Genomic DNA, 22251 nt, shown 5'->3' on the forward strand with positions numbered 1-22251 from the left:
GTCTGAAATTATTGAGCGGTCCAACCGCCGTCGATGGAGAAACTGGCTCCGTTCGCCGAGGCGCCGAGGTCGCTGACCAGATAGAGGAAGAGGCCGGTCAGTTCCTCCGTGGTGACGAATCGCTTGGTTGGCTGGGCGGCCAAAATGACGTCGGTCAGCACCTGCTCTTCCGTCATGTTGCGGGTGCGCGCCTGGTCTGCGATCTGTTTCGTCACGATCGGGGTCTCGACGAAGCCGGGGCAGATGGCGTTGCAGGTGACGTTGTCCCGCGCCAGTTCCAGCGCCACGGTCTTGGTGAAGCCGATGACGCCATGCTTGGCCGCGACATAGGCGGACTTGAACGGACTGGCGACCAGGCCGTGGGCCGAGGCCATGTTGACGATCCGGCCGCGCCCTTGCGCCTTCATGATCGGGATCGCGGCGCGCGTGGCGTAGAAGGCCGACGACAAGTTGATGGCGATGATCTTCTCCCACTGGTCGGTGGGGAATTTCTCGACCGATTCGACGTGCTGGATGCCGGCGTTGTTGACCAGAATATCCAGGCGGCCGAGTTCGCTCTGGGCGAAGGCGACCATGTCGGCGATCTCTTCGCCGCGCGTCATGTCGGCGGGATGATAGCGAACGTGAACGCCGGACGAGGCCTCGAGCTCGGCGCGCGTGTGCTCTATCTCGGCGGGATCGCCCAGGCCGTTCAGGACGACGTCGCCGCCCCCCGCCGCGACGGCCCGCGCCAAGGCCAGTCCGATGCCGGAGGTCGAGCCGGTGATGATGGCGACCTGGCCTCTCAGATCACCGATATTGCGAAGGGCCGGCGTCTCGCCGTCGGCGGCCGTGGATGCATTAGGCTGTTGCGACATGGGGCCGCCCTTCGGTTCTTTAACGAGAGATTAGCGGCAGGACGGGACAGGGATCAAGAATTTCCCGACCTGATGAATATCCATTCGCTTTCGGTCGATGCGGCCTTGTCGAACGTGTAGCCGTCGCGGTCGAAAGCCTTCAACTCCGCAACCCGTTCCACGCGTTCGTCGATGGCGAAGCGTGCCATGGCGCCGCGCGCCTTCTTGGCGAAGAAAGAGATGATGCGGCTCTCGCCGTTTTTCTCCTCGCGAAACTGCGGCGTGACGACCGGCAGCTTCAACGCCTTGGCGTCCACGGCGCCGAAATATTCCTGGCTGGCCAGGTTGACCAGAGTGGGATCGGTCTGGCCTTCGGCGTCTTCGTTCAGTTGTTTGGAAATCCGCTCTCCCCAGAAATCGTAGAGGCTGGCTCCGCGCCGGGTCTTCAGTCGGGTGCCCATTTCGAGGCGATAGGGCTGAATCCGGTCCAGCGGCCGCAGCAAGCCGTAAAAGCCCGACAGGATGCGCAGATGGTCCTGGGCGTATTCGAGCGCCTTGGCGTCGAGTTCGCGCGCTTTCAGCCCCTCATAGACGTCGCCGGCGAAGGCGAAGGCGGCCTGGACGCCATCCGTCGATTCGGAATCGAAGGCCTTGAAGCGGGCGACGTTCAGCGTTGCCAGATCGTCGGAGATCCCCATCAGGCGGCGCAGATCTCCCTTGGTCTGACGCCGGGCGGTCGTCGCCAAGCTGGCGGTGTCCCCAACGAAGCGACGTTCCGTACCGGGAATGGTCGGATTCGCTTCTGTGAAGTCGAGCCGCTTGGCAGGGGAAAGAACGATCAGCAAGAAAAGGCTCCTTTGCCGCTCACATATGCCGCTTCGGCAGAGATTTGAACCGTGTGCGATGACCGCGCCGCTCGCTAAGCCGTCTCCTGCCCAGGAAATGGGGAAGACCTTAGCGTTCAGCCGCCGAAGCCACCCTCGTCGAGGAAGACCTGTTCTTCGGGTGTCGTTTCGCGGCCCAGGGCGGCGTTGCGGTGGGGGAAGCGGCCGAAGCGGACGATGATGTCGCGGTGGAGCTTGCCCCATTTCTCCAGCTCTTCGTCGCCGGCGATCAGGGCCATGTAGTGTTCCTGATCCTCGATCCGTTCGGAATGTTCGAAGGGCAGCAGGAGGAAGTTCTTCAGCTCGGGTTCGACCTGAAGGTGCAGGTCGCGTGCCACCGCCTGATTGGCGAACATCAGGGCCAGGGGGTCGGTGGCGAACTGATGAGCCGTGCCGCGGAAACTGTTGCGGGGATACTGGTCCAGCAGGATCAGCAGGGCCAGGGCGCCGTGCGGCGTTTCCATCCAGCCGTCCAGTTCGCGGCGCGCCGCCGCCCAGTGGACCGCGCGGCCACGGTTGCGGAAATCGGTGTCGAACGCCTCGTCCTTGGCAAACCACTTTTCGGGACCGGCCTCTTTCCAGAAGGCGACGACGGAGGAAGGGGTTATGAAGACGGTCATGAGCCAGACCTTATCCAATCCGTTGCCTGTCTTCCATGACCGTGACTGCGACCTTTCGATCATTCGCGGCAAGCGGGTGGCCATGATCGGTTACGGCAGCCAGGGACGCACCCACGCGCTGAACCTGCGCGATTCGGGCGTGACCGACATCGTGGTCGCGCTGAAGCCGGGGTCCAAGACCCGAGAACTGGCGCGTGCGGACGGATTCGCGGTGATGACGGCGGGCGAGGCTGCGGCCGGCGCCGACGTGATCGCCGTCATGACCTCGGACGAGGCGCATCGCGATCTGTGGCGTGACGAGCTGGAGCCGAACGTGCGGCCGGGCGCCGCCCTGATCTTCGCCCACGGCCTGTCGGTGCGGTTCGGCCTGGTCCAGCCGCGTGCGGACCTCGATGTCATCCTGGCCTCGCCCAAGGGGATCGGGCCGCGCATCCGAGACCTGTACGAGGCCGGGGAGGGGGTTTTCTGCCTGTTCGGTGTGCATCACGACGCGACCGGCGGCGCACACGCCCTGGGCCTATCATACGCAGCGGCGCTGGGGTGCGGGCGCAAGGGTATCTTGGAAACGACGATGCGCGACGAGTGCGAGAGCGACCTGTTCGGGGAACAGGTGGTGCTGTGCGGGGGGGTCGCCGAACTGATCGATTCTGCCTTCATGAAGCTGGTGGACGCCGGTTATCCGCCCGAGGTGGCCTGGTTCGAATGTTTCTATGAGACCAAGCTGGTGACCGACCTGATGTACGAACGGGGCATCGCCGGGGCCTTCGCCAAGATTTCCAACACGGCGGAATACGGCGCCTATCTGACCGGGCCGCGCATCATCAACGCGGCGTCGCGCGAGGCGATGGACCTAGTGCTGGCTGAGGTTCAGGGCGGGGATTTCGTGCGCCGGCTGATGACCGATTACGACGCCGGGTCGCCGGACCTGTTGGCGCATCGAAGGGCGCTGGGGCAGCGGACCATCGAATCGGTGGGGGCGCATCTGAACGCCGTGGCGCGTCAGGCGATGGAGACGGCGGCGAACGATGATGATGATAAGACCATACACGGCGGGTGAACCCGCCGCCGCGTCGTCTATGTCTTGAAAAGAGAAGATGGTCGGAGTGAGAGGATTCGAACCTCCGACCCCTGCGTCCCGAACGCAGTGCTCTACCAGGCTGAGCCACACTCCGACCGTAGGGGCTGGCCTGGCGGCGTCGCCCCGAAGTGAGGACGCGGCTTATAGCCATGGGTTCGGGAGGCCGCAAGCGCCCATTTCACCCCATCTTCGCGGCGTGTGAAAATAGTCCTGAACGAGGGTGTTGCATCCCAAAACAGCTTGGCGTATCTGACCGCCTCCGCCGCACAGAGTGCTTCGGAAACGCCGGTCCTGCTGGGGAATGGTGTAATGGTAACACTACGGTTTTTGGTACCGTCATTCTAGGTTCGAGTCCTAGTTCCCCAGCCATCCGCCGGCAAAGGTCGGCGCCGCCGAACCACTTCACAGCTTCAGCATTATGATCTGCACCAGGGCTTCCGTTCGGACGTCCGGCTGCCTAGCTTGACTGCAGACTGCTGCTGAGGAGAACGACGATGGTCACCGCCCGTGAAAAACGCCTGGCGCCGCTGAGGACGCCGACCAGCCTGTCGGAGGAGGCGACGCGGGATATTTCCGCTGCGCTGACCACGCTGCTGGCCGATACGTTCGCCCTCTACATCAAGACCAAGAACTTCCACTGGCACGTGTCGGGGCCGCATTTCCGCGACTATCACCTGCTGCTGGACGAGCAGTCGGCGGAAATCCTGGCCATGACCGATCCGATGGCCGAGCGTGCGCGCAAGATCGGCGGCACGACGCTGCGCTCCATCGGTCAGATCGCCAAGGAATCACGCGTTGCGGACAATGACGCCGACTATGTGGATCCACTGGATATGCTGGCCGAGCTTCGCGATGACAACGGCGAACTGATCGGTCGGATGCGCGAAGTTCACGACCTTTGCGACGAGCATAACGACATCGCCACCGCCAGCCTGCTGGAGAACTGGATCGACGAGAGCGAGAAGCGCGTCTGGTTCCTGTTCGAATCGGGCCGTCGCGGCAACGTCTGAGGAACCGCTGCGCTTGCGCCATCTTATGTATCGTCGATAGTCGATACGGGGACGGCGCAGGAGGGGCTTGTGAAGCAGGGTGCGGTGATCTGCGGATTGGCGATGGTGAGCGCCCTGGCGGCCTCGCCCGCGTCAGCCGACATGTCCAAGGCGTTCGGCAATACGATCGTCTCCCACTATCCGAACGGACAGTGGGTAAGGCACTATTTCGAACCGGACGGGCGCTATACGTCGCAGTTCTCGGACGGGCGGCGGCTGAATGCGCGCTGGTCGGCGGAAGACGGCAAGATCTGCCTGAGCGGCTTCAGCCCGCGTCAGATCTTGCCGCGCTTCTGCAGCCGGATGGTCGAGGCCGATGTTGGCGACACCTGGCAGGCGCGCGATCCGCTTGGGCGGTCCATTCGCAACGAACTGGTCGCCGGGCGTCGCTGAGCCTCTTGCCCTGACCGCCGTCACCCTCTAGAGGCGACGGCCTGCCCATGCGGATGTGGCGGAACTGGTAGACGCACTAGATTTAGGTTCTAGCGCCGAGAGGCGTGGAGGTTCGAGTCCTCTCATCCGCACCAAAGCAAAAAGGCCCCGGATCGCTCCGGGGCCTTTCTTTTTTTTGGCCTCCCGCCCTTCGGGCTACTTGAGGCCGTCGGCTTATCCTAGCTGATCGGAGGGACAGGCGGCGGCGGTGCGTCGCTGTCCGTCTCGTGGACTTCGACTAATCCGCGACCCACGTGGCTCTTGCGATAGCCGTAGGCGAAATAGACCACCAGACCCACAGCGCCCCAAATAGGCAGAACAAGCTGCGATTCCGTCGGTAGGTTGAAGAACAGGCCCAAGGTGCCCAGCACGGCCAGAGGCGCAACGATCCAGATCAGCGGTGTCCTGAACGGGCGGTGACGTTCCGGCTGCGTCACGCGAAGGATCATGACAGCGATCGCCACCATGAAGAAGGCGAACAGCGTGCCAGAGTTGGAGATGTCCGCCAACTTACCCACGGGCAGGAAGGCAGCGAAGATGGCCACGGCGACGCCGGTGATCATGGTGACGATGTGCGGCGTCTTCCACTTGGGGTGGATCGAAGCCAGGAAGTTGGGCAGCAGGCCGTCGCGCGCCATCACGAAGAAGATGCGGGTCTGACCGAACAGCATGATCAGGATGACCGAAGGCAAGGCCAGGAAGGCGGCAATGCCGATCAGATCGCCAACCCGCTCATGACCGACGACCCGCAGGACGTGAGCCAGGGCTTCTCGCGAGCAAACCAAAGGCTCCTGCAACGATGAGAAGGTGGAGCATTGCGCGGCGAGGGCGGACGAACCGGCATGCAGAATTTCGCCGCCAGGTCCGACCAAGGGTTGAGCGCCGACTGCGCCGATCGCACCGGCCGCGACCAACAGATAGAAGACGGTGCAGATGCCCAGTGAGGCGATCAAGCCGATAGGTACGTTGCGTTGCGGGTTCTTGGTTTCCTCGGCCGCCGTCGAGACGGCGTCGAAGCCGACGTAGGCGAAGAAGATCGAGGCGGCGGCGCCGACGACCCCAAGGCCCGCGCCATGCCCATCGCCGAACCAGCCGTTCGGCGTGAATGGCGTGAAGTTGGCGCCCTTGATGACGGGCAGGGTCAGAACGATGAAGACGGTCAAGGCCGTGACCTTGATGGCCACCAGCACGGCGTTGACGCGCGCGCTCTCGCTTGTGCCGAGCATCAGCAGGCCGGTGATCAGCAGGGCGATCAGCAGAGCGGGCAGGTTCACGATGCCGCCGGCATAGGGGCCGACGGCGATGGCCTGGGGCAAGGTCACGCCCCAACTCTGTAGCAACCCGATGAAATAGCCGGACCACCCGACCGAAACCGCCGAAGCTGCGACCGCATATTCAAGGATGAGCGCCCAGCCCACCATCCAGGCCAGAAGTTCGCCCATCACGGCATAGGTGTAGGTGTATGCGGAGCCGGAAACCGGCACCATCGAAGCGATCTCTGAATAGCAAAGCGCCGCCACGGCGCAGACCGCAGCGGCGATGACGAAGCTCCACATCATGCCGGGGCCGGCCTTTTGAGCCGCTTCCGACGTGAGGACGAAGATCCCGGTGCCGATGATTGCGCCCACACCCAGCAAGGTCAGCTGAATGGGGCCAAGGGATCGGGTTAGCGATTTTTTCTCCGCAGATGCGAGAATCGCATCCAACGATTTGACGCGCCACATAAAAGAATTTCCCCACGTTAGTGGCAGCCCCTCGGCTGCTTTGGGCGGACGCTAGCGGCGGATGACGTGGCGCGCAACGCGCATGACGGGGTGGTTAAGGCGTGACGACGCTTTCGTGATCGCCCCGCAGCAGGCTAGAGGCCAGGAATGCTGCCCATCCACGCCGTCCTGGAACCACTGAAAGCCGCCCTTGCGAGCGGCAATACGGCGGTGCTGGCCGCGCCTCCGGGGGCCGGAAAGACGACGGTCGTGCCCCTGGCTCTGCTCGACCAGCCGTGGCTGGAGGGCAAGGTGCTGGTGCTGGAGCCGCGACGCCTGGCCGCACGGGCGGCGGCCGACCGGATGGCCAGGACGCTGGGCGAACAGGCGGGCGGGATCGTGGGGTATCGCACCCGATTGCAGAGTCGCATCGGGCCGAAGACGCGGATCGAGGTGATCACCGAGGGGGTGTTCACGCGCATGATTCTGGACGATCCGGGTCTGGAGGGCGTGGGCGCGGTCCTGTTCGACGAGTTTCACGAACGCAGCCTGGACGCAGACCTGGGGCTGGCGCTGGCGCGCGAGACGCAAGGCCTGCTGCGCGAGGACCTGCGGCTGCTCGTGATGTCAGCGACGCTGGACGTCGTGGGGGTGTCGCGGCTGCTGGACGGTGCGCCGGTCATCGAGGCGGAGGGGCGGGCCTGGCCGGTCGAGACCCGGTATCTGGGCCGCAATTCGTCCGAACGGTTCGAGGAGGCCGTGGCGCGGGCTTGTCTGACGGCGTTGGGAGAGCAGACGGGGTCGGTGCTGGTCTTCCTGCCGGGGCAGGGCGAGATCCACCGGGTCGCGCGGCTGGTAAGCAACCGGCTGCGACTGCCCAACGTCGATGTCGTGCCCCTGTATGGCGGTCTGGATCGGGCCGAGCAGGACCGGGCCATCGAACCGGCGCCGCCGGGACGGCGCAAGCTGGTGCTGGCGACGTCGGTCGCGGAGACCAGTCTGACCATCGAAGGCGTGCGGGTGGTGATCGACAGCGGCCTGTCGCGGGTTCCGCGTTTCGAGCCGTCCAGCGGCCTGACCCGGCTGGCGACGGTCAAGGTCAGTCGGTCCTCGGCCGACCAACGACGCGGCCGGGCCGGGCGCACCGAGCCGGGCGTCTGCTATCGCCTGTGGGACGAGGAACAGACGCGCGGTCTGGTCCCGCATCAGCGGCCGGAAATCCAGGAGGCGGACCTGACCGGCCTGGCGCTGGACCTGGCGCGATGGGGCGCGCGGTCGGTTGAGGGGCTGGCCCTGCTGGACCCGCCGCCGGCCGGGGCCATGGCCGAGGCGCGCAAGGTACTGACCCGACTGGGGGCGCTGGATGCGGACGGGGGGCTGTCGAAACATGGACTGCGGCTGGCGCGAATCCCGCTGTCGCCGAGGCTGGCCCATTTGGTGGCCGTGGCGTCGGACGGGGGCGATGCGATGATGGGCGCGCGGATCGCGGCGGTGCTGAGCGAGCCGGGCTTGGGCGGATCGGGGGTCGATCTGGTGGATCGGCTGATAGGGCTGGATCGGGATCGGTCGCCCAGGGCGCGCGACGCGATGAAGTTGGCGGATCGCTGGGCGCGCGCGGCGGGTGGCGGGTCGGGTCTGACGGTCGATCCGGGGCTGCTGCTGGCCGAGGCCTTTCCCGAACGGATCGCCAAGGCGCGGGGCAAGGCGGGCGAACTGTTGCTGGCCAGCGGGCGCGGGGCGATGCTGGAGGCGACCGATCACCTAGCGCGGGAACCATGGCTGGCGGTGGGGGAACTGGGCGGGGGCGACGCGCGCGACCGGGTGCGACTGGCGGCGGCGCTGGATGCAGATCGGATCGAGACCGACCTAGCGCGGCTGATCTCTGTCGAAGACCAGCTGGTGCGCGAGCCGTCGGGGCGGTCGGTGATCCGCCGGTCGCGGCGCATCGGGGCCATCGTGCTGGATGAAAAGATCGTCGGCGCGCCGGATGCGAAGACCTTGACCGCCGCGTTGAGGGCCGAGGTCGAGGCCGACGGGCTTGGCGCGCTGAAATGGGGCGAGCAGGCGTCTGGCCTGCGCGCGCGTCTGGCGTTCCTGCACGACCGCGACCCGGCTTGGCCAGACGTGTCGGACGACGCGCTGCTGGCGGCGCGTGAGGACTGGCTGTGGCCCTTGCTGGAAGGGGCGAAGTCGCTGGAGGGGATAGCTGACGGCCGTCTGGCCGAGGCCCTGCGCACGTTGATCCCCTGGGATCTGCAGCGACGGCTGGACGATCTGGCGCCCACGCGGTTGGTGACGCCGCTGGGGTCGGCGGCCATCGATTACGGCGCCGAGGGCGGGCCGCGGGTGGACATTCGCGTGCAGGAGCTGTTTGGCGTGAAAACGCATCCGACCGTCGGTGGCGTGCCGTTGATCCTGGCCCTGTTGTCGCCCGCGCGGCGGCCGGTGCAGGTGACGAAGGACTTGCCGCGTTTCTGGGCCGGGTCGTGGGCGGCGGTTCGCGCCGAGATGCGCGGGCGGTATCCCCGCCACCCCTGGCCGGAGAACCCGGCCGAGGCGCAACCGACGAACCGGGTGAAGCCGCGCGGAACCTGATCGCCTTGACGCCACGGCAGGGAAACGGGCATCGCTGAGGGCAACTGGGAGCCCATGATGTCCGACGCCGTCCTGCCGAAGAACTCCACCGGTCGCGTGCTGTTCGCCAGCTTGATCGGCACGACGATCGAGTTCTTCGACTTCTACATCTACGCCACGGCCGCCGTGCTGGTTTTTCCGACCTTGTTCTTCCCTGGCGAGGATCCGGGCACGGCGCTGTTGTCGTCATTCGCCACCTTCTCCATCGCCTTCTTCGCGCGACCCATCGGGGCGCTGGCGTTTGGGCATTTCGGCGACCGGGTGGGGCGCAAGGCGACGTTGGTCGCAGCCCTGATGACCATGGGGCTGTCGACAGTGGCCATCGGCCTGCTGCCGACGCACCAGCAGGTCGGCCTGCTGGCTCCGATGCTGCTGGCCCTGTGCCGGTTCGGCCAGGGGTTGGGTCTGGGCGGCGAATGGGGCGGGGCGGTGCTGCTTGCGACCGAGAATGCGCCACCGGGTAAGAAGGCCTGGTTCGGCATGTTCCCGCAGCTGGGCGCGCCCATCGGCTTCATCCTGTCGACGACCTCCTTCATCCTCCTGACCTCAACGATGAGCGAGAGCGCGTTCGAGGCATGGGGCTGGCGCATTCCGTTCCTGGCCAGCGCCATCTTGGTTTTCGTCGGACTGTGGGTGCGGCTGAAGATCACCGAGACGCCCGAGTTCCAGAAGGCCGTGGATCGCGACGAGCGGGTCAAGGCGCCGGCCGTGACCCTGTTCGCCCACCACAAGGCGGCGCTGGTGCTGGGCACGTTCAGCGGGGTGACGACCTTCACCCTGTTCTATCTGATGACGGTCTTCGCCCTGGGGTGGGCGACGACGGGGATGGGGCTGGCGCGGGCCGATGTCCTGCCGATCCAGCTGATCGGCGTGCTGTTCTTCGCCGCCTGCATTCCGGTGACGGCGCTGCTGGCGGATCGATACGGGCAGGTGCGCGTGCTGATCTGGTCCTCTGTGGGGATCGGCTTGTTCGGCTTCCTGTTCGCACCGCTGTTCGGGGCCGGTCTGACCGGGCTGCTGGTCTTCTTTGCGGTGGGGTTCGCCTTGATGGGCTGCACCTATGGTCCAATCGGGGCGGCCATGGCGCGGCCATTCCCGACAGCGGTCCGCTATACCGGCGCGTCGATGGCGTTCAATCTGGCGGGCATTCTGGGGGCGTCGCTGGCGCCCTATATCGCCCTGAAGCTGGCCGAACGATTCGGGCCGGGGGCCGTCGGCGGCTATCTGGTGATTTCGGCCCTGGTCACCATCGTCGCCCTGTGGGGCATGGGCCGCGTGGCGCCGGAAGAGAAACGTTAGGCCTCGTCGGTCGCGGCATAGACCATGATGCCCGTGGCGATGGCCAGGTTCAGGCTGTCGGCCCGGCCGCGCATAGGGATCTTGACGTTGACGTCGCATGCGGCGGCCAGATCATCGGTCAAGCCGGCCTGTTCGTTGCCCATCAGAATCAACGACGGCTGTTTCATCACCGCCGAGCGATGGCTGACCTTGGCGTCCAGGCGGGTGCCGACGACGCTGCCGGGCCAGGTCTGACGCCAGGCCAGGAAGGCCTCGGGCGTGGTCTTGGTGATCGAGACGGCGAAGACCGATCCCATGGTCGCGCGCACGGCCTCGACCGAATAGGGATCGACGCAGTCGCCGATCAGGATGACGCCGCCGCAACCGGCCGCATCCGCCGTGCGGATGATGGTGCCGAGGTTTCCCGGATCGCGAACCTGCTCCAGCGCGACCCAGCAGGGGGCCGACGCGGGGTTCAGGCCGTCCAGGGGGGCATAGGCCTGTTCGAACACGCCCAGCACGGTCTGCGGATTGTCGCGGCGGCTGATCTTTTCCAGGATGGCGTGGGTGACGACGACGATGTCGCCGCCGGCCTTGATCGTCTCGGCCTTGGCGCGGTCCAGCAAAGGGTGAGGGCGGGCGTCCTCACCGACCAGCAGCATCCGGGGCGCGCGGCCCTGGTCCAACGCTTCGCCGATGAACTTCAGACCCTCGGCCAGGAAGGTCCCGGTCAGGTCGCGTTCCTTACGCATGTGCAAGGCGCGGACGCCCTTGACGGTGTCATTCGTCAGGGAGGTGATGACGCGTTCGGTCATTTGCTCCACCGCGCGAAGAAGGACAGGCCGATGGCGCGGGCGTCCGGGCCGTCTTCGGACAGGGCCAGTTCGCCCCAGTCGATGCGCCCGCCGCGATCGTGCATCGCCTCGACCATCAGGTGCGCCAGGGACAGGCCCGACACGCGCGCCGCATAGGCGTTCAGCAGCAGGAAGTCGGCGTCGTCGGCCAGAAGGGCGGCGCAATCCTTTAACAGGGCCGGCATGTCCTCGAACAGGCGCCAGACCTCGCCGGTCGGGCCGCGTCCGTATTTGGGCGGGTCCAGAATGATGCCGTCGTATTTCGAGCCGCGCCGGACCTCGCGGGCGACGTATTTGCGGGCGTCCTCCACGATCCAGCGGATCGGGTGCTGGGCCAGGCCGGACTGTTCGGCGTTCTCGCGGGCGTAGGCGACCGATTTCTTGGAGGCGTCGACGTGGGTGACCTCGGCGCCGGCTGCGGCGGCGGCCAAGCTGGCGACGCCGGTGTAACCGAACAGGTTCAGGATCTTTGGTGCGCGCCCGACGGTCTGCGAGAAGTCACGTACCCGGTTGTCCAGCCATTCCCAGTTGGCGGCCTGTTCAGGGAAGAAGGCCAGGTGGCGGAAAGGGGTGAAGCGGCCGGTGAACTTCACGTCGCGCCATTTCAGGGGAAATGCGTCGATGGGGCCGTGGCGGTCGAACTTCCAGCGGCCGGAATCTTCCTCTTCCTGCTGGGGGTCGAAAGTCGCCGTGGCGTTTTCGAAGGCCGCCGGGTCGCGCGGCGACCAGAAACATTGCGGCTCAGGCCGGACCACGGTGTAGCGCCCGTAGCGCTCCAGCTTCTTGCCGTCGCCGGAGTCCAGCAGGGCGTAGTCGAACCAGCCGGAGGTCACGAGCGTTTCGGGAGTTTTTGAAAGGACGGTCGCCATCGTCGGGCTGATAGGCGCTCAGGCGGCCTCGCGTCCAGACTCCTGCGACACGACGGTCAATTCCGACGCGTGGACTTCGCCATCGTGCGGGGTCTTGTCCCAGACGTGAGGCTCGACGGCCAGCCGCCAGGCGGCATGAACGAAGGCGAGGCTGAGCAGGGACCAGTAGGCGGGCGCGGCCAGCATGTCGCTCAGCCGATAGTCGAGTCCTGCGCGCTTGGCGCCGACGGCGCAGCCCATCCAGGCGGCGATGACGCCAAGGGCCAGCACGCCCAAGGAACCCGCAGGCGTCGCAGGCGCGATCCCTGCGTGAAGCCCGACCACCAGCGCTGAAGCCAGCCAGGCCAGGGTGGGGGCATGAGCCGCGGCCGAAAGTATGCCCGCGCCCAGCGTCATGACAAGGGACAGCAGGCCGCGTCGTCCCAGGCCGAGCGGGCGCCGGGTGTGCACGCCCCAGGTCTGCATATAACCCTTCAGCCACCGTGTGCGCTGAGGCAGCCACCGGTCCAGGGCGCCAGGCGGGGTCTCCCAGGTCGGGCAGTCTATGACGTCCAGCTTCCAGCCGAGGGACCACAGCCGAAAGCCCAGGTCGGCGTCCTCGGTCACATTGTGGGCGTCCCATCCGCCCGCGGCGCGAAGGGCGGTCATGCGGATATGATTGCTGGTGCCGCCCAGCGGGAAGGGCAGGCCCAGCCGCGCCATGCCGGGCAGGGTCACCTCGAACAGGGCGGCGTATTCGAAGGCGAACTGACGATCCAGGAAGGCGGAGCCAGCGCGACCCGAGGGGCGGATGCGCAGCGGCGCCTGGAGGCATCCCAGCCGAGGTTGAGCGACGAAGCGCGCCGCCGCCTGACGCAGTTGTTGCGGATGGGGTCGGTCTTCCGCATCGTAGATGGTGACCAGATCGCCGGTCGCCTGTCTCAGGGCGTGGTTCAGCGCGCGCGGCTTGGTCAGGGGCGATCCGGGTGGGACCACCACGATCTTGATCCAGGCAGGGCGCGGCGTAGCCTGGGCGGCGGCGAGGGTGGCGTGGTCGTGGGTTTCGAGGACGATGAAAGCTTCAAGCCGATCGGGCGGATAATCGATACGGGCCAGGTTGGCGATCAGTTGCGGCGTTACCGCCGCCTCGTCATGGAGCGCCGCCAGTATGGTGTAGCGCGGCCATACGATGGGACGGGCGCAGGGCTTGGGGCGGCGCAGGCTGGCGATGGCGATGATGGTCTTCCAGATCGCCGAGACGACGAATGCTGCCTGGAACAGAACAAGCAGCGTCAGGAAGGCGGCCTGAGGCCAGCGGACCAGAGCGGCGGCAGAGCCCAGGGCCAGCAGGATCATCGCCGTGATCTGGAAACCACTGGGCATGCGGCGCGCGGCGCCATTCCTGCGGGGCGTGATCCCCGGATGTGTCCAGACCTCCATACCGCCCCCGCATCTCCACAACCGTTAATCGCTATTTGAAACAACCGCGTTCGGCAAGCTGGTTGGCGTCTGGGACGGATTGTCGCTATTCAGGGCGCCTTACCCGGAGCAGCCGCTTGTCTGACGTTTCGAACTCTTCGCGCACGACCCGAAAGCCCAAAGGCGAAGGCCATTCGCGACGCGGTGAAATCTTGACGGCGGCCGAGCGGATCTTCGTCGAGCACGGCTATGAGGGCGCGACGATTCGCAAGATCGCGGACGAGGTCGGCTTGTCGTCCACCGCGCTCTACATGCATTTCCCCGACAAGGGCGCGATCCTGCAGGAGATCTGCCGCGACGCCTTTTCGCGACTGATCGCGTCGAATGCTGCGGTGGCGGACGAGGACGCGCCACCGATACGCCGGTTGCGGCGGATGATCGACGGCTATGTCGCGTTCGGATTCGCTCATCCCAACGCCTATCGCCTGATCTATCTGACGCGGCCGGTCGAGGCGCGCGAGGGCGCCCAGGACATGGCGCGCGAACTCGGCGCGGGCCTGTTCACGACGCTGGAAGCGACTGTGGCCGATGCGGTGGCGGCCGGCGATCTGAAGGGCGATCCCAGCGTCCTGGCCCAGGCCATATGGGCGACGGCGCACGGGGTGGTGTCGTTGATGATCACCAAGCCGTATTTTCCGTGGGCGGATCGTCAGACTCTTGTGGATACGATGCTGGACGCTCTCTTCGCGGGCCTGCCCCGAACATGAGGCGCAGTCTTGGTGCGCTGGCGGGCCTGGTTTTGATCGCCGGCGCAGGCGCGGTCCAGGCCAAGCCGTTGCGGGTCATGGCGCTCGATCAGTGTGCGGATCAATATGTGCTGGCGCTTGCGCCCGACGCGGAACTGGCGTTGTCGCCGCGCGCCGACGATCCCGACGCCTGGCTGCGGCTTGAGGCGTCAGGACACAGGCGGTTGCGGCCCACGCTGGAGGCGGCGTTGGGTTTCAGGCCGGATGTGGTGGTGCGCTACTGGGGCGGCGAACCCCGACTGCTGACGGCGCTGGAACAGCGCGGGGTCAAGGTGATCACGATCAATGACGCCGTCGAGCTGGAGGGCGTTCGCCAGAACATCCGCACGGCGGCGCGCGATCTGGGCGAGGTCGAGCGGGGACTCCGGCTGGAGCAGCAAATGGACGCCAAGCTGGCGCGGGCGGCGCCGGATGGCCAGGCGACGAAGGCGCCGGGTGCGGTCTATCTGACCTCGGGGGGCTTCACCTCCGGGCCGGGCACGCTGATGGATGCGATGATGCGCGCGGCGGGATTTCGCAATCTGACCACGGCGCCCGGTTTCGGCGCCGTCAGCGTGGAGCAGATCGCCCTGAACCCGCCGGCGCGGTTCATCCTGGGCTTTTTCGATCAGTTGAGAGCCGATCTGCGCGGTCCCGCACGTCATCCCGTCGTTCGCCATGCGGCTGAGGGGCGGACGGCGGCGCGGTTGCCGGCGGCGAGCCTGACCTGTCCGGCCTGGTTCGCGGCAGACGCGGTGGCGATGATGGCTGAGGGGCGGTCGTGACGGGGACGATGCGACTGTGCCTGGTCCTAGGCGTGCTTGTCGTGGCGGCCCTGGCGCTGGCGATCCTGGCAGGTGAGACGGCGTTCAGCGGGGCGCAATATGCCGCTGCGTTCGGCGATCCGACGTCGGGACCGGCCGAAGTGCTATGGCAGGTGCGCGCGCCACGCGCAGTCTGCGCCTTGGTCGTCGGCGCCGCCTTGGGCCTTGCGGGCGCAGTGATGCAGGGTCTGCTGCGCAATCCGCTGGCTGATCCGGGTGTGCTGGGGGTGTCGGCGACGGCGGCCCTGGGCGCGGCTCTGGCCATCGTGCTGGGCGCGGCGGCCGTGCCGGGATTGGTCGAGGTGTCGGCGCTGGCGGGGGCGGCGCTGGCGGGAGGGCTGTTGATCGCGGCGTCTAAGGCCATGCGGGCGCCCGAGGCGCTGATCCTGTTCGGAGTGGCGCTGTCCAGCTTTGCAGGCGCGGCGACGGCATTGATCTTCAACCTGTCGCCGTCGCCGATCGCTTCGGCTGAGGTGATGTCGTGGCTCTTGGGATCGGTGCAGAACCGAAGCTGGGTCGATGTGGCCTGGGTGACGCCTGCGGTGATCGTCGCAGGCGTGTTCGCTGGTCTGTCCGGATCGGGCTTGCGGATGCTGACCCTGGGCGACGAGGGGGCGGCGGCGTCGGGCCTGAGCATGGGACGGCTGAGGGCCGTCGCTCTGATCGCGGCGGCGCTGGCTACCGGGGCGGCGGTCGCGGTGGCGGGCGTCATCGGCTTCGTAGGTCTGGCTGCGCCCCATCTGGTGCGGGCCGCGGTTAGGGGGGATGCCAAGCGGATATTGGCGCCGTCGGCTCTGGCGGGCGGGCTGATGCTGATCGTGGCAGACCTGCTGGCGCGGCTGACACCGACGGATCAGGAGTTGAAGCTGGGCGTGTTCACGGCCCTGATCGGAGCGCCGCTGTTCGCCTTGATCGCCTGGCGAACGGCGCGGGAGTGGCGACTGTGACCCTGTTGTCACTGGATAAGGTTCAGGCGCGGCTGGGCAAGGCTGTGGTGCTTGATGGAGTCGATCTGTCGGTGGCGGCCGGCGAGGTCGTCGCCCTTTGCGGGCCGAACGGGGCCGGCAAGAGCAGCGCCATTCGCGCCGCAGTCGGCCTGCTGGAGACCACCGGCGGTCAGGTCAGGCTGGGCGGGGCGCCCATCGCAGACCTGTCCCATCGTCAGCGGGCGGAACGAGCGGCCTATCTGCCGCAAGAGCGGCGGATCGCCTGGAACCTGCCGGCGGTCGAGGTGGCTGCCCTGGGCGCGCCCTTCCTGTCGGGCGCGGAAGCCTTGGCCCGGGCCAAGGCGGCGCTGGACGAGGTCGGAGCCGGTCATCTGGCGGATCGTGGCGTGGCGGAGATGTCGGGGGGAGAGCGGGCGCGTGTGCTGTTGGCGCGAGCCTTGGTGGTCGATGCGCCGCTGCTGCTGGCCGACGAGCCGATTGCGGGGCTGGACCCGGATGCTCAGCGGCTGGTGCTGGAACGTCTGAGGGCGCGGGCCGACGACGGGGCGGGGGTGCTGGTCAGCCTGCACGATCTGACTTTGGCGGCCACGGTGGCGGACCGCGTCGTGGTGCTGGACCAGGGCCGCGTGGCCGGCGACGCCATGCCTATGGAGGCATTGGCGCCCGCCGTCCTGCGCGAGGTGTTTGGGCTGGATGGCGGCTGGATCGAGGGACCGAACGGGCCGCTGCTGGCGGCCCGCCGGGCTCAGTAGGCGACGTAGGGCCGCGCGCCGGCCGCCGAGCCGCGTGCGATGTCGGCCGAAGGGGTCAGCGGCGCGGTGCCGCCGTTCAAGCGCGCCTTGTAGACCGCCATGTTCTCCATCACCCGCATCATGTAGTTGCGCGTCTCGGTGAAGGGCGCGCATTCGATGAAGTCAATGGTCTTGACCGCATCGCCGCGCGGGTCGCCGCAGCGTGCGATCCACTGGTTCGGTCGCGCCGGGCCGGCGTTGTAGCCGACCGTCGCCAGCAGCATGGAGCCGTTGTTGGCCGCCATCAACTCGCCCAGGTGATAGCTGCCCAGGGTCATATTGTAGTCGGGATCCCACAGCTGATCGGCCGAATAGCCCATGCCCAGGCGGCGCGCGACGCCAGAGGCGGTGGCCGGCAGGAACTGCATCATGCCACGCGCGTCGGCGCCGGAACGGGCGCGCGGGTCGAAGCTGGATTCCTGACGGGTGATGGCCTGGGTGAACTCCAGCGGCGCGGCGCCGGCGACCTGGGGTGGGACGCGGATGGGATACATGCGCTCGGGCATGACGAAGCCGCGCTGGCTGGCGGCGCGACCGACCATCATGGCGGTGAAGCCTTCGCCATAGCCCCGCGACAGGTCCATCAGCAGGGCCAGGTCGTTGATCGTCGGCAGGTCGTTGTCGAGTTGATAGGCGAAGACGCGCAGCAGGCTGGTCTCGCCGGTCTCGCCCAGAATACGTGTCGCGCGAACGATCTCGTTGCCTTCGAAGCGAGCGATGTCGGACTGCGACGGGACGGGTTCTCCCGGCAATTGCAGCGTGGTCATGCCCGCTTTCTCGGCCGCCAACTGGCCATAGAAGGTCTGCCAGTGCTGGGCGCCGTTGCGATAATAGGCGAGGGCGGCGTCGCGCTCGCCGCGCGCCTCCGCGGCGCGGCCCAGCCAATAGAAGGCGCGGCCTTGCGTGATCGGGGTGGATGAGGCGGTGCGCAGGGCCTCGAAGTGGCGGGCGGCGACCTCGGGCTGGTTCAGCTTGGTCAGGGCGACCCAGCCGGCGAAGAACTCGGCGTCCACCATCCGATCGCCCGAGGTGAAGCCGTGGCCGTTCATGGCGTCATAGGCGGCGCGCCAGTTGCCTTGCTGCAGGGCGTCGAGGAAGTAGTTGCGACGCTCGCTCCACAGGGTGTTGTCGCCGGCCGTATGGGCGGGTGCGGGCGGCAGATTGGCCAGCAGGGCGAACCCCTCGGACTGGCGGTTCTGCGAGCGCAGAAGGCGCACGCGTTCCAGCACGACGGCGGGATCGGCCGCCTGGGCAGGCGTCAGATTGGCGATGACGGCGTCGGGGCTGTAGGCCGAGCGCAGGGTCATGACCGTATTGGCGATGGCGGCGCGATCAGGCGAGACCAGATTGACCATGCTGCGCGTCGCCGGCCCGTGCGGACCGAGCAGCAGCATGTTCAGCCGCGCCTCGTGATCGGCCGGAGTCAGCCAGGAACTCCAGAGGCCGAGAATACGCGACTGGGGTGCGTCGTCGAACGAGCGGGTGCGCCACCAATCACGAACCAGAGCGCGGGCCTCGTCCTGACGGCCGCGTTGCTCAAGCGCCGAGGCGTAGGCGATGGCCCCTTCGACCGTCGTGGGCTTGCCGTCGGACATCAGGGCCAGGGCCGCGTCGGCGCCCATGCCGGAACGGTCCAGCACCTTTTCGGCGGCGGCGCGACGTGATTCGCTGCGGGGCCAGTTGGCCAGGTCGCTCTGACCGCGCGCCAGGTCCGCATAGGACAGCTGCTCGCCCGAGGTGTCGATCAGCGCCCATTCGACCAGCTTGCGCGCCGAGGCGTCCCTGATCTGGGACATGGCGGACTGGGCGCCGAAGACGTCGCGCGCGCGCGCCGCCGCCAGACCTTGGCGAAACAGCGCCGTATCCTGATCGTTCAGCACCCGGCCCTGATATGTGGCGGAATAGCCGGGCACGGACGAAGACGCCGAGGCGTAGGGAACAGGCTGGGTCGGCAGGACGTCCTGCGGGTTGGGCGCAAGAACGGCGAGGGCCGCCGCCAGACTGGTCGCTATCATGATCTGTCCTGTTCTCATTCAATCCGGTTGCGGCGAAGCCGCTGGCGACCTAACGTCCCGCGCTCATTGCAAAGGCGATGAACATCCGTCCATCGTCCCTCCCCACTCAGGCCAAGTTTAGTCTCATGACCGCCCCCTTGTTCAAGGGCGTGATCACCGCCCTGATCACACCACTTCGTGACGGAAACGTGGACGAAGCCGCATTCGCCAAATTGCTGGAGCGCCAGATCGCCGCAGGGGTCCATGGCGTCGTGCCGATGGGCACGACGGGCGAGGGCGCCAGCATGGATTTGGATGAGCAAAAGCATGTGATCGAACTGTGCGTGCGGCTGACGGCCGGGCGCATCGCGGTAATCGCCGGTACGGGATCGCCCTATACAAAAGAGGCTATCGACCTGACGCGGCACGCCAAGACGGTGGGTGCGGATGGGGCGTTGATCGTCACCCCCTATTATATTCGCCCATCGCAGGCGGGCATGGCGGCGCATTTCGAGGCCATCGCCGACGCGGTCCAACTGCCGATTCTGCTTTACAATGTGCCGGGGCGCACTGGGGCCGACCTGTCTAATGAGACGGTGGCGCGGTTGGCGGCTCATCCGAACATCGTCGGCATCAAGGACGCCACTGGCGACATGAGCCGCGTCAGTTGGATGCGCACCAACATCGGCGGCCAGTTCGACCTGATCTCGGGCGATGATCCCAGCTATTTGGGCTATCACGCCACGGGCGGGGTCGGTCTGATCTCCGTGGCGTCCAATGTCGCGCCGGAAGCCATGGTCGCGCTGCACAATGCGATGACAGCGGGCGACTACGCCACCGCTCGCGACTGGCAGGACCGGCTGATCGGCCTGTGCAAGGCGCTGTTCCTGGACAACTCGCCGGCGCCGACCAAATACGCCCTGGCCAGGCTAGGCCTATGCAGCGAGGAGGCGCGCCTGCCGCTGTCGCCGACGTCGGATGCGGTCAAGCCGATCATCGACCGCGCCATGGCGGACGCGGGCGTCGGCTGATGGCGCCGCAACCCCAGTCCAAATCCAAGGTCATCGCCGAGAACCGCCGCGCAAGGTTCGACTATTTCCTTGAGGAGAATATTGAAGCGGGCATTCAGTTGCTGGGCACCGAGATCAAGGCGCTGCGCGACGGGCGGGCCAATATCGCCGAAAGCTATGCGGCGGTCGAAGGGCGCGAGATCGTGCTGATCAACGCCGATATCCCGCCCTACAAACAGGCCAACCGCTTCAACCACGAACCGCGCCGGCCACGGAAACTGCTGCTGCACAGAAAGCAGATCGACCGGCTGATCGGCGCTGTGCAGCGTGACGGCCAGACGATCATTCCGCTGAAACTTTACCTGAACGACGCAGGCAAGGCGAAGCTTGAGATCGCCCTGGCCAAGGGCAAGAAGCTGCACGACAAGCGCGAAGCCTCGGCCGAACGCGACTGGCAGCGGGACAAGGCGCGCCTGATGCGGGACAAGGGCTGAGCCTCAGGCGTCGATCAGGGTGCGGACGCGGTCGAAGATGTCCTCGAACATCTGGGGCGTCAGGCGGCCTGTGTTCGTGTTCAGCCGCGAGCAGTGATAGCTGTTCAGGATGACATAGCCGCCGGCCTCGCCCTGGGCGCCGTGACCGGCAGGCATCGCTGAACCGGGACGACCGAACGCCTTCAGGATATTGCGGCGTGACACGTCGCCCAGGGTCACGATCACCTTCAGATTGGGCAGCAGAGCCAGCCGGTCGATCAGAAACGGCCGGCAGGTGGTTTCCTCGATCGGCAGCGGCTTGTTGCCGGGCGGGGCACAGCGAACCGCGTTGGTGATCATACAGTCCGTCAGCGTCAGGTCGTCGTCGCCGTTCGGATCATAATGACCGTGCGCAAAGCCCGTCTTCTTCAGTGTGTCGTATAGCAGCCAGCCGGCATGGTCGCCGGTGAAAGGGCGGCCGGTGCGGTTGGCGCCGGTGCGGCCCGGCGCGAGGCCCGCGATCAGCAGCCGCGCCTTCGGATCGCCGAACGAGGCGGCTGGACCATTCCACCAGTCGGGGTTCTGTCGCGCGTTCTCCTGGCGATAGGCGACCAGGCGCGGGCACAGCGGGCAGTCGCGGGGCGGCTCGGGCGTCAGCATCATTGGTCGCCCTTGGGACGGCCGAACTCGGCCATCATGTCGTTCAGATCGATGAAGGCGTCGGCTTGGCGACGCAGTTCGTCGGCGATATGCGGCGGTTGGGTCTTCTGGGTCGAAACTACGGTGACGCGCACGCCCTTTGCCTGAACGGCCTGAACCGCCCGCCGAAAATCACCGTCGCCCGAGAACAGCACCGCATGGTCCAGGTGTGGAGCCATCTCCAGCATGTCCACCGCTATCTCGATGTCCATATTGCCTTTGATCCGGCTGTGGCCCTGACCGTCGGTGAAGCGCTTGACCGGCTTGGTCACGACCGAAAAGCCGTTGTAGTCCAGCCAATCCACGAGCGGTTTCACGGGCGAGAATTCTTCGCCCTCGACCACGGCCGTATAGTAATATGCCCGTGTCAGGATCGATTTCTCGCGGAACCAGTCCAGCATCCGCCGAAAGTCCATGTCGTGCTGCAAGGCGCGCGCTGCGGAATAGAGATTTGATCCGTCGATGAAGATCGCCAGCCGGTCGGTGGAATGAAACATGATCGATGCCGTCGAAAGAGATGAAAAATCGGACTGCGCGGCCGCCCTCGGCGTCGATGTCGGAATCGACGACGGGTTAGACCTGAATGATGCAGTCATCGTGGCGCTGGGCTGCAATGACAAGGGGGTATGGTCCTCGTGCCGAGAAGCGTTGGAGGCGGCGCTGGCGCGATTTCGATGCGAGGGGATCGATGTCATAGCGCGGTCGTCGTGGTGGTCGTCCCTGGCGTGGCCTGATCCACAGGACCCGCCCTTCTTGAATGGCGTCGTGATGGTGCGCACCGCCCATGACCCGCACGAACTGATGGCTGCGCTGGGACGGATCGAGGACGCTTTCGGTCGCGAACGCTCGGTTCGCAATGCGCCACGCACGTTGGATCTGGACCTGATCGCCTATGGACGGCTGAGCGGCGATCTGGACGGATTGATCCTTCCCCATCCCCGCGCGTCCGAGCGCCGGTTCGTTATGGGGCCGATCGTCGAGATCGCGCCGCTCTGGCTGCATCCGACGCAGCGCAGTCAGGCGGGCGAACTGGTGGAGACCGCGTCGGTCGGTCGCGACGCCCATCCCTTGAAGTAGGCGATCGTTCGTGAGC

General features: G+C 66.6%; 22 protein-coding genes and 3 tRNA genes. 14 read left to right on the forward strand and 11 right to left on the reverse strand.

Annotated elements, in window-relative coordinates:
• Window positions 1-8: 8 nt before the first annotated feature.
• The 3 genes from CHRYSEO8AT_RS14595 to CHRYSEO8AT_RS14605 form a co-directional block, all read right to left on the reverse strand.
• On the reverse strand, window positions 9-857 hold the full coding sequence (locus CHRYSEO8AT_RS14595; protein ID WP_159851220.1) for a 3-hydroxybutyrate dehydrogenase: 849 nt from the start codon (window positions 855-857) through the stop codon (window positions 9-11).
• A gap of 53 nt (window positions 858-910) precedes the next feature.
• Window positions 911-1681, reverse strand: coding sequence for a peroxide stress protein YaaA (gene yaaA, locus CHRYSEO8AT_RS14600; protein WP_159851222.1), 771 nt, complete (start codon window positions 1679-1681; stop codon window positions 911-913).
• A 116-nt stretch (window positions 1682-1797) separates the two neighbouring features.
• Complete coding sequence (locus tag CHRYSEO8AT_RS14605; RefSeq protein WP_159851224.1) at window positions 1798-2340, reverse strand: DUF924 family protein; 543 nt, start codon at window positions 2338-2340, stop codon at window positions 1798-1800.
• On the opposite strand from CHRYSEO8AT_RS14605, the gene ilvC reads away from it, so the two are divergent.
• Window positions 2339-3397, forward strand: a complete 1059-nt coding sequence (ilvC, locus tag CHRYSEO8AT_RS14610) for a ketol-acid reductoisomerase (RefSeq protein WP_159851226.1) — start codon at window positions 2339-2341, stop codon at window positions 3395-3397. The two genes, CHRYSEO8AT_RS14605 and ilvC, sit on opposite strands and share 2 nt — an antisense overlap.
• A 38-nt stretch (window positions 3398-3435) precedes the next feature.
• Here the strand turns inward: ilvC and CHRYSEO8AT_RS14615 are convergent.
• Window positions 3436-3512: transfer RNA gene (locus CHRYSEO8AT_RS14615), tRNA-Pro, on the reverse strand.
• 201 nt (window positions 3513-3713) lie between these two features.
• Between CHRYSEO8AT_RS14615 and CHRYSEO8AT_RS14620 the strand changes: the two genes are divergently transcribed.
• From CHRYSEO8AT_RS14620 to CHRYSEO8AT_RS14635, 4 genes are all read left to right on the forward strand, one after another.
• Window positions 3714-3787 (forward strand) — tRNA-Gln (locus CHRYSEO8AT_RS14620).
• 125 nt (window positions 3788-3912) lie between these two features.
• Window positions 3913-4428, forward strand: a complete 516-nt coding sequence (locus tag CHRYSEO8AT_RS14625; RefSeq protein ID WP_159851229.1) for a Dps family protein — start codon at window positions 3913-3915, stop codon at window positions 4426-4428.
• Window positions 4429-4497: 69 nt separating this feature from the next.
• The gene (locus CHRYSEO8AT_RS14630; protein ID WP_236547554.1) at window positions 4498-4860 is read left to right on the forward strand and encodes a hypothetical protein; all 363 of its coding nucleotides are present in this window, start codon (window positions 4498-4500) and stop codon (window positions 4858-4860) included.
• Between the two features lie 49 nt (window positions 4861-4909).
• Window positions 4910-4994: transfer RNA gene (locus CHRYSEO8AT_RS14635), tRNA-Leu, on the forward strand.
• Window positions 4995-5078: 84 nt separating this feature from the next.
• On the opposite strand, the gene CHRYSEO8AT_RS14640 is transcribed toward CHRYSEO8AT_RS14635, so the two are convergent.
• On the reverse strand, window positions 5079-6623 hold the full coding sequence (locus CHRYSEO8AT_RS14640) for an amino acid permease (RefSeq protein WP_159851231.1): 1545 nt from the start codon (window positions 6621-6623) through the stop codon (window positions 5079-5081).
• A gap of 147 nt (window positions 6624-6770) precedes the next feature.
• Here CHRYSEO8AT_RS14640 and hrpB point away from each other — a divergent pair, with 147 nt between their 5' ends.
• Window positions 6771-9197, forward strand: a complete 2427-nt coding sequence (gene hrpB, locus CHRYSEO8AT_RS14645) for an ATP-dependent helicase HrpB (RefSeq protein ID WP_159851233.1) — start codon at window positions 6771-6773, stop codon at window positions 9195-9197.
• Between the two features lie 57 nt (window positions 9198-9254).
• Window positions 9255-10535, forward strand: a complete 1281-nt coding sequence (locus CHRYSEO8AT_RS14650) for an MFS transporter (protein ID WP_159851235.1) — start codon at window positions 9255-9257, stop codon at window positions 10533-10535.
• On the opposite strand, the gene CHRYSEO8AT_RS14655 is transcribed toward CHRYSEO8AT_RS14650, so the two are convergent.
• From CHRYSEO8AT_RS14655 to CHRYSEO8AT_RS14665, 3 genes are read right to left on the reverse strand one after another with little or no spacing between them, the layout of a single operon-like run.
• Complete coding sequence (locus CHRYSEO8AT_RS14655) at window positions 10532-11329, reverse strand: RNA methyltransferase (RefSeq protein WP_159851237.1); 798 nt, start codon at window positions 11327-11329, stop codon at window positions 10532-10534. The two genes, CHRYSEO8AT_RS14650 and CHRYSEO8AT_RS14655, sit on opposite strands and share 4 nt — an antisense overlap.
• Window positions 11326-12237 (reverse strand): class I SAM-dependent methyltransferase, encoded by a 912-nt coding sequence (locus tag CHRYSEO8AT_RS14660; RefSeq protein WP_159851239.1) that lies wholly within the window; start codon window positions 12235-12237, stop codon window positions 11326-11328. Before CHRYSEO8AT_RS14660 ends, CHRYSEO8AT_RS14655 begins: the two co-directional genes overlap by 4 nt.
• An 18-nt stretch (window positions 12238-12255) precedes the next feature.
• Complete coding sequence (locus CHRYSEO8AT_RS14665; RefSeq protein ID WP_236547555.1) at window positions 12256-13656, reverse strand: glycosyltransferase; 1401 nt, start codon at window positions 13654-13656, stop codon at window positions 12256-12258.
• Window positions 13657-13772: 116 nt separating this feature from the next.
• Between CHRYSEO8AT_RS14665 and CHRYSEO8AT_RS14670 the strand changes: the two genes are divergently transcribed.
• From CHRYSEO8AT_RS14670 to CHRYSEO8AT_RS14685, 4 genes are read left to right on the forward strand one after another with little or no spacing between them, the layout of a single operon-like run.
• Window positions 13773-14402, forward strand: a complete 630-nt coding sequence (locus CHRYSEO8AT_RS14670) for a TetR/AcrR family transcriptional regulator (protein ID WP_159851241.1) — start codon at window positions 13773-13775, stop codon at window positions 14400-14402.
• Window positions 14399-15205, forward strand: coding sequence for an ABC transporter substrate-binding protein (locus CHRYSEO8AT_RS14675; RefSeq protein ID WP_159851243.1), 807 nt, complete (start codon window positions 14399-14401; stop codon window positions 15203-15205). The genes CHRYSEO8AT_RS14670 and CHRYSEO8AT_RS14675 overlap by 4 nt, the downstream gene beginning before the upstream one ends.
• An 8-nt stretch (window positions 15206-15213) precedes the next feature.
• Window positions 15214-16191: an iron ABC transporter permease gene (locus CHRYSEO8AT_RS14680; protein ID WP_236547556.1), complete on the forward strand. Its 978-nt coding sequence runs from the start codon at window positions 15214-15216 to the stop codon at window positions 16189-16191.
• Window positions 16188-16943: an ABC transporter ATP-binding protein gene (locus CHRYSEO8AT_RS14685; RefSeq protein WP_201304452.1), complete on the forward strand. Its 756-nt coding sequence runs from the start codon at window positions 16188-16190 to the stop codon at window positions 16941-16943. Before CHRYSEO8AT_RS14680 ends, CHRYSEO8AT_RS14685 begins: the two co-directional genes overlap by 4 nt.
• Here the strand turns inward: CHRYSEO8AT_RS14685 and CHRYSEO8AT_RS14690 are convergent.
• Window positions 16937-18997 (reverse strand): lytic transglycosylase domain-containing protein, encoded by a 2061-nt coding sequence (locus tag CHRYSEO8AT_RS14690; RefSeq protein ID WP_236547558.1) that lies wholly within the window; start codon window positions 18995-18997, stop codon window positions 16937-16939. The two genes, CHRYSEO8AT_RS14685 and CHRYSEO8AT_RS14690, sit on opposite strands and share 7 nt — an antisense overlap.
• Before the next feature lie 125 nt (window positions 18998-19122).
• Between CHRYSEO8AT_RS14690 and dapA the strand changes: the two genes are divergently transcribed.
• Together dapA and smpB are read left to right on the forward strand one after the other, a co-directional pair.
• Window positions 19123-20007 carry a 4-hydroxy-tetrahydrodipicolinate synthase gene (gene dapA / locus CHRYSEO8AT_RS14695; protein ID WP_159851249.1) on the forward strand — a complete coding sequence of 295 codons (885 nt, stop codon included), beginning with the start codon at window positions 19123-19125 and terminating at the stop codon, window positions 20005-20007.
• On the forward strand, window positions 20007-20480 hold the full coding sequence (gene smpB, locus CHRYSEO8AT_RS14700; protein WP_159851251.1) for an SsrA-binding protein SmpB: 474 nt from the start codon (window positions 20007-20009) through the stop codon (window positions 20478-20480). Before dapA ends, smpB begins: the two co-directional genes overlap by 1 nt.
• Window positions 20481-20483: 3 nt before the next feature.
• Here smpB and CHRYSEO8AT_RS14705 read toward each other — a convergent pair whose 3' ends face one another.
• Window positions 20484-21122, reverse strand: a complete 639-nt coding sequence (locus CHRYSEO8AT_RS14705) for a uracil-DNA glycosylase (RefSeq protein ID WP_159851253.1) — start codon at window positions 21120-21122, stop codon at window positions 20484-20486.
• Window positions 21119-21655 (reverse strand): NYN domain-containing protein, encoded by a 537-nt coding sequence (locus CHRYSEO8AT_RS14710; protein ID WP_159851255.1) that lies wholly within the window; start codon window positions 21653-21655, stop codon window positions 21119-21121. Before CHRYSEO8AT_RS14710 ends, CHRYSEO8AT_RS14705 begins: the two co-directional genes overlap by 4 nt.
• Between CHRYSEO8AT_RS14710 and folK the strand changes: the two genes are divergently transcribed.
• Window positions 21654-22235 carry a 2-amino-4-hydroxy-6-hydroxymethyldihydropteridine diphosphokinase gene (gene folK / locus CHRYSEO8AT_RS14715; RefSeq protein WP_159851257.1) on the forward strand — a complete coding sequence of 194 codons (582 nt, stop codon included), beginning with the start codon at window positions 21654-21656 and terminating at the stop codon, window positions 22233-22235. The genes CHRYSEO8AT_RS14710 and folK overlap by 2 nt on opposite strands.
• Window positions 22236-22251 lie beyond the last annotated feature (16 nt).

The organism is Brevundimonas sp. G8 (assembly GCF_902506205.1).
Classification (GTDB): domain Bacteria; phylum Pseudomonadota; class Alphaproteobacteria; order Caulobacterales; family Caulobacteraceae; genus Brevundimonas.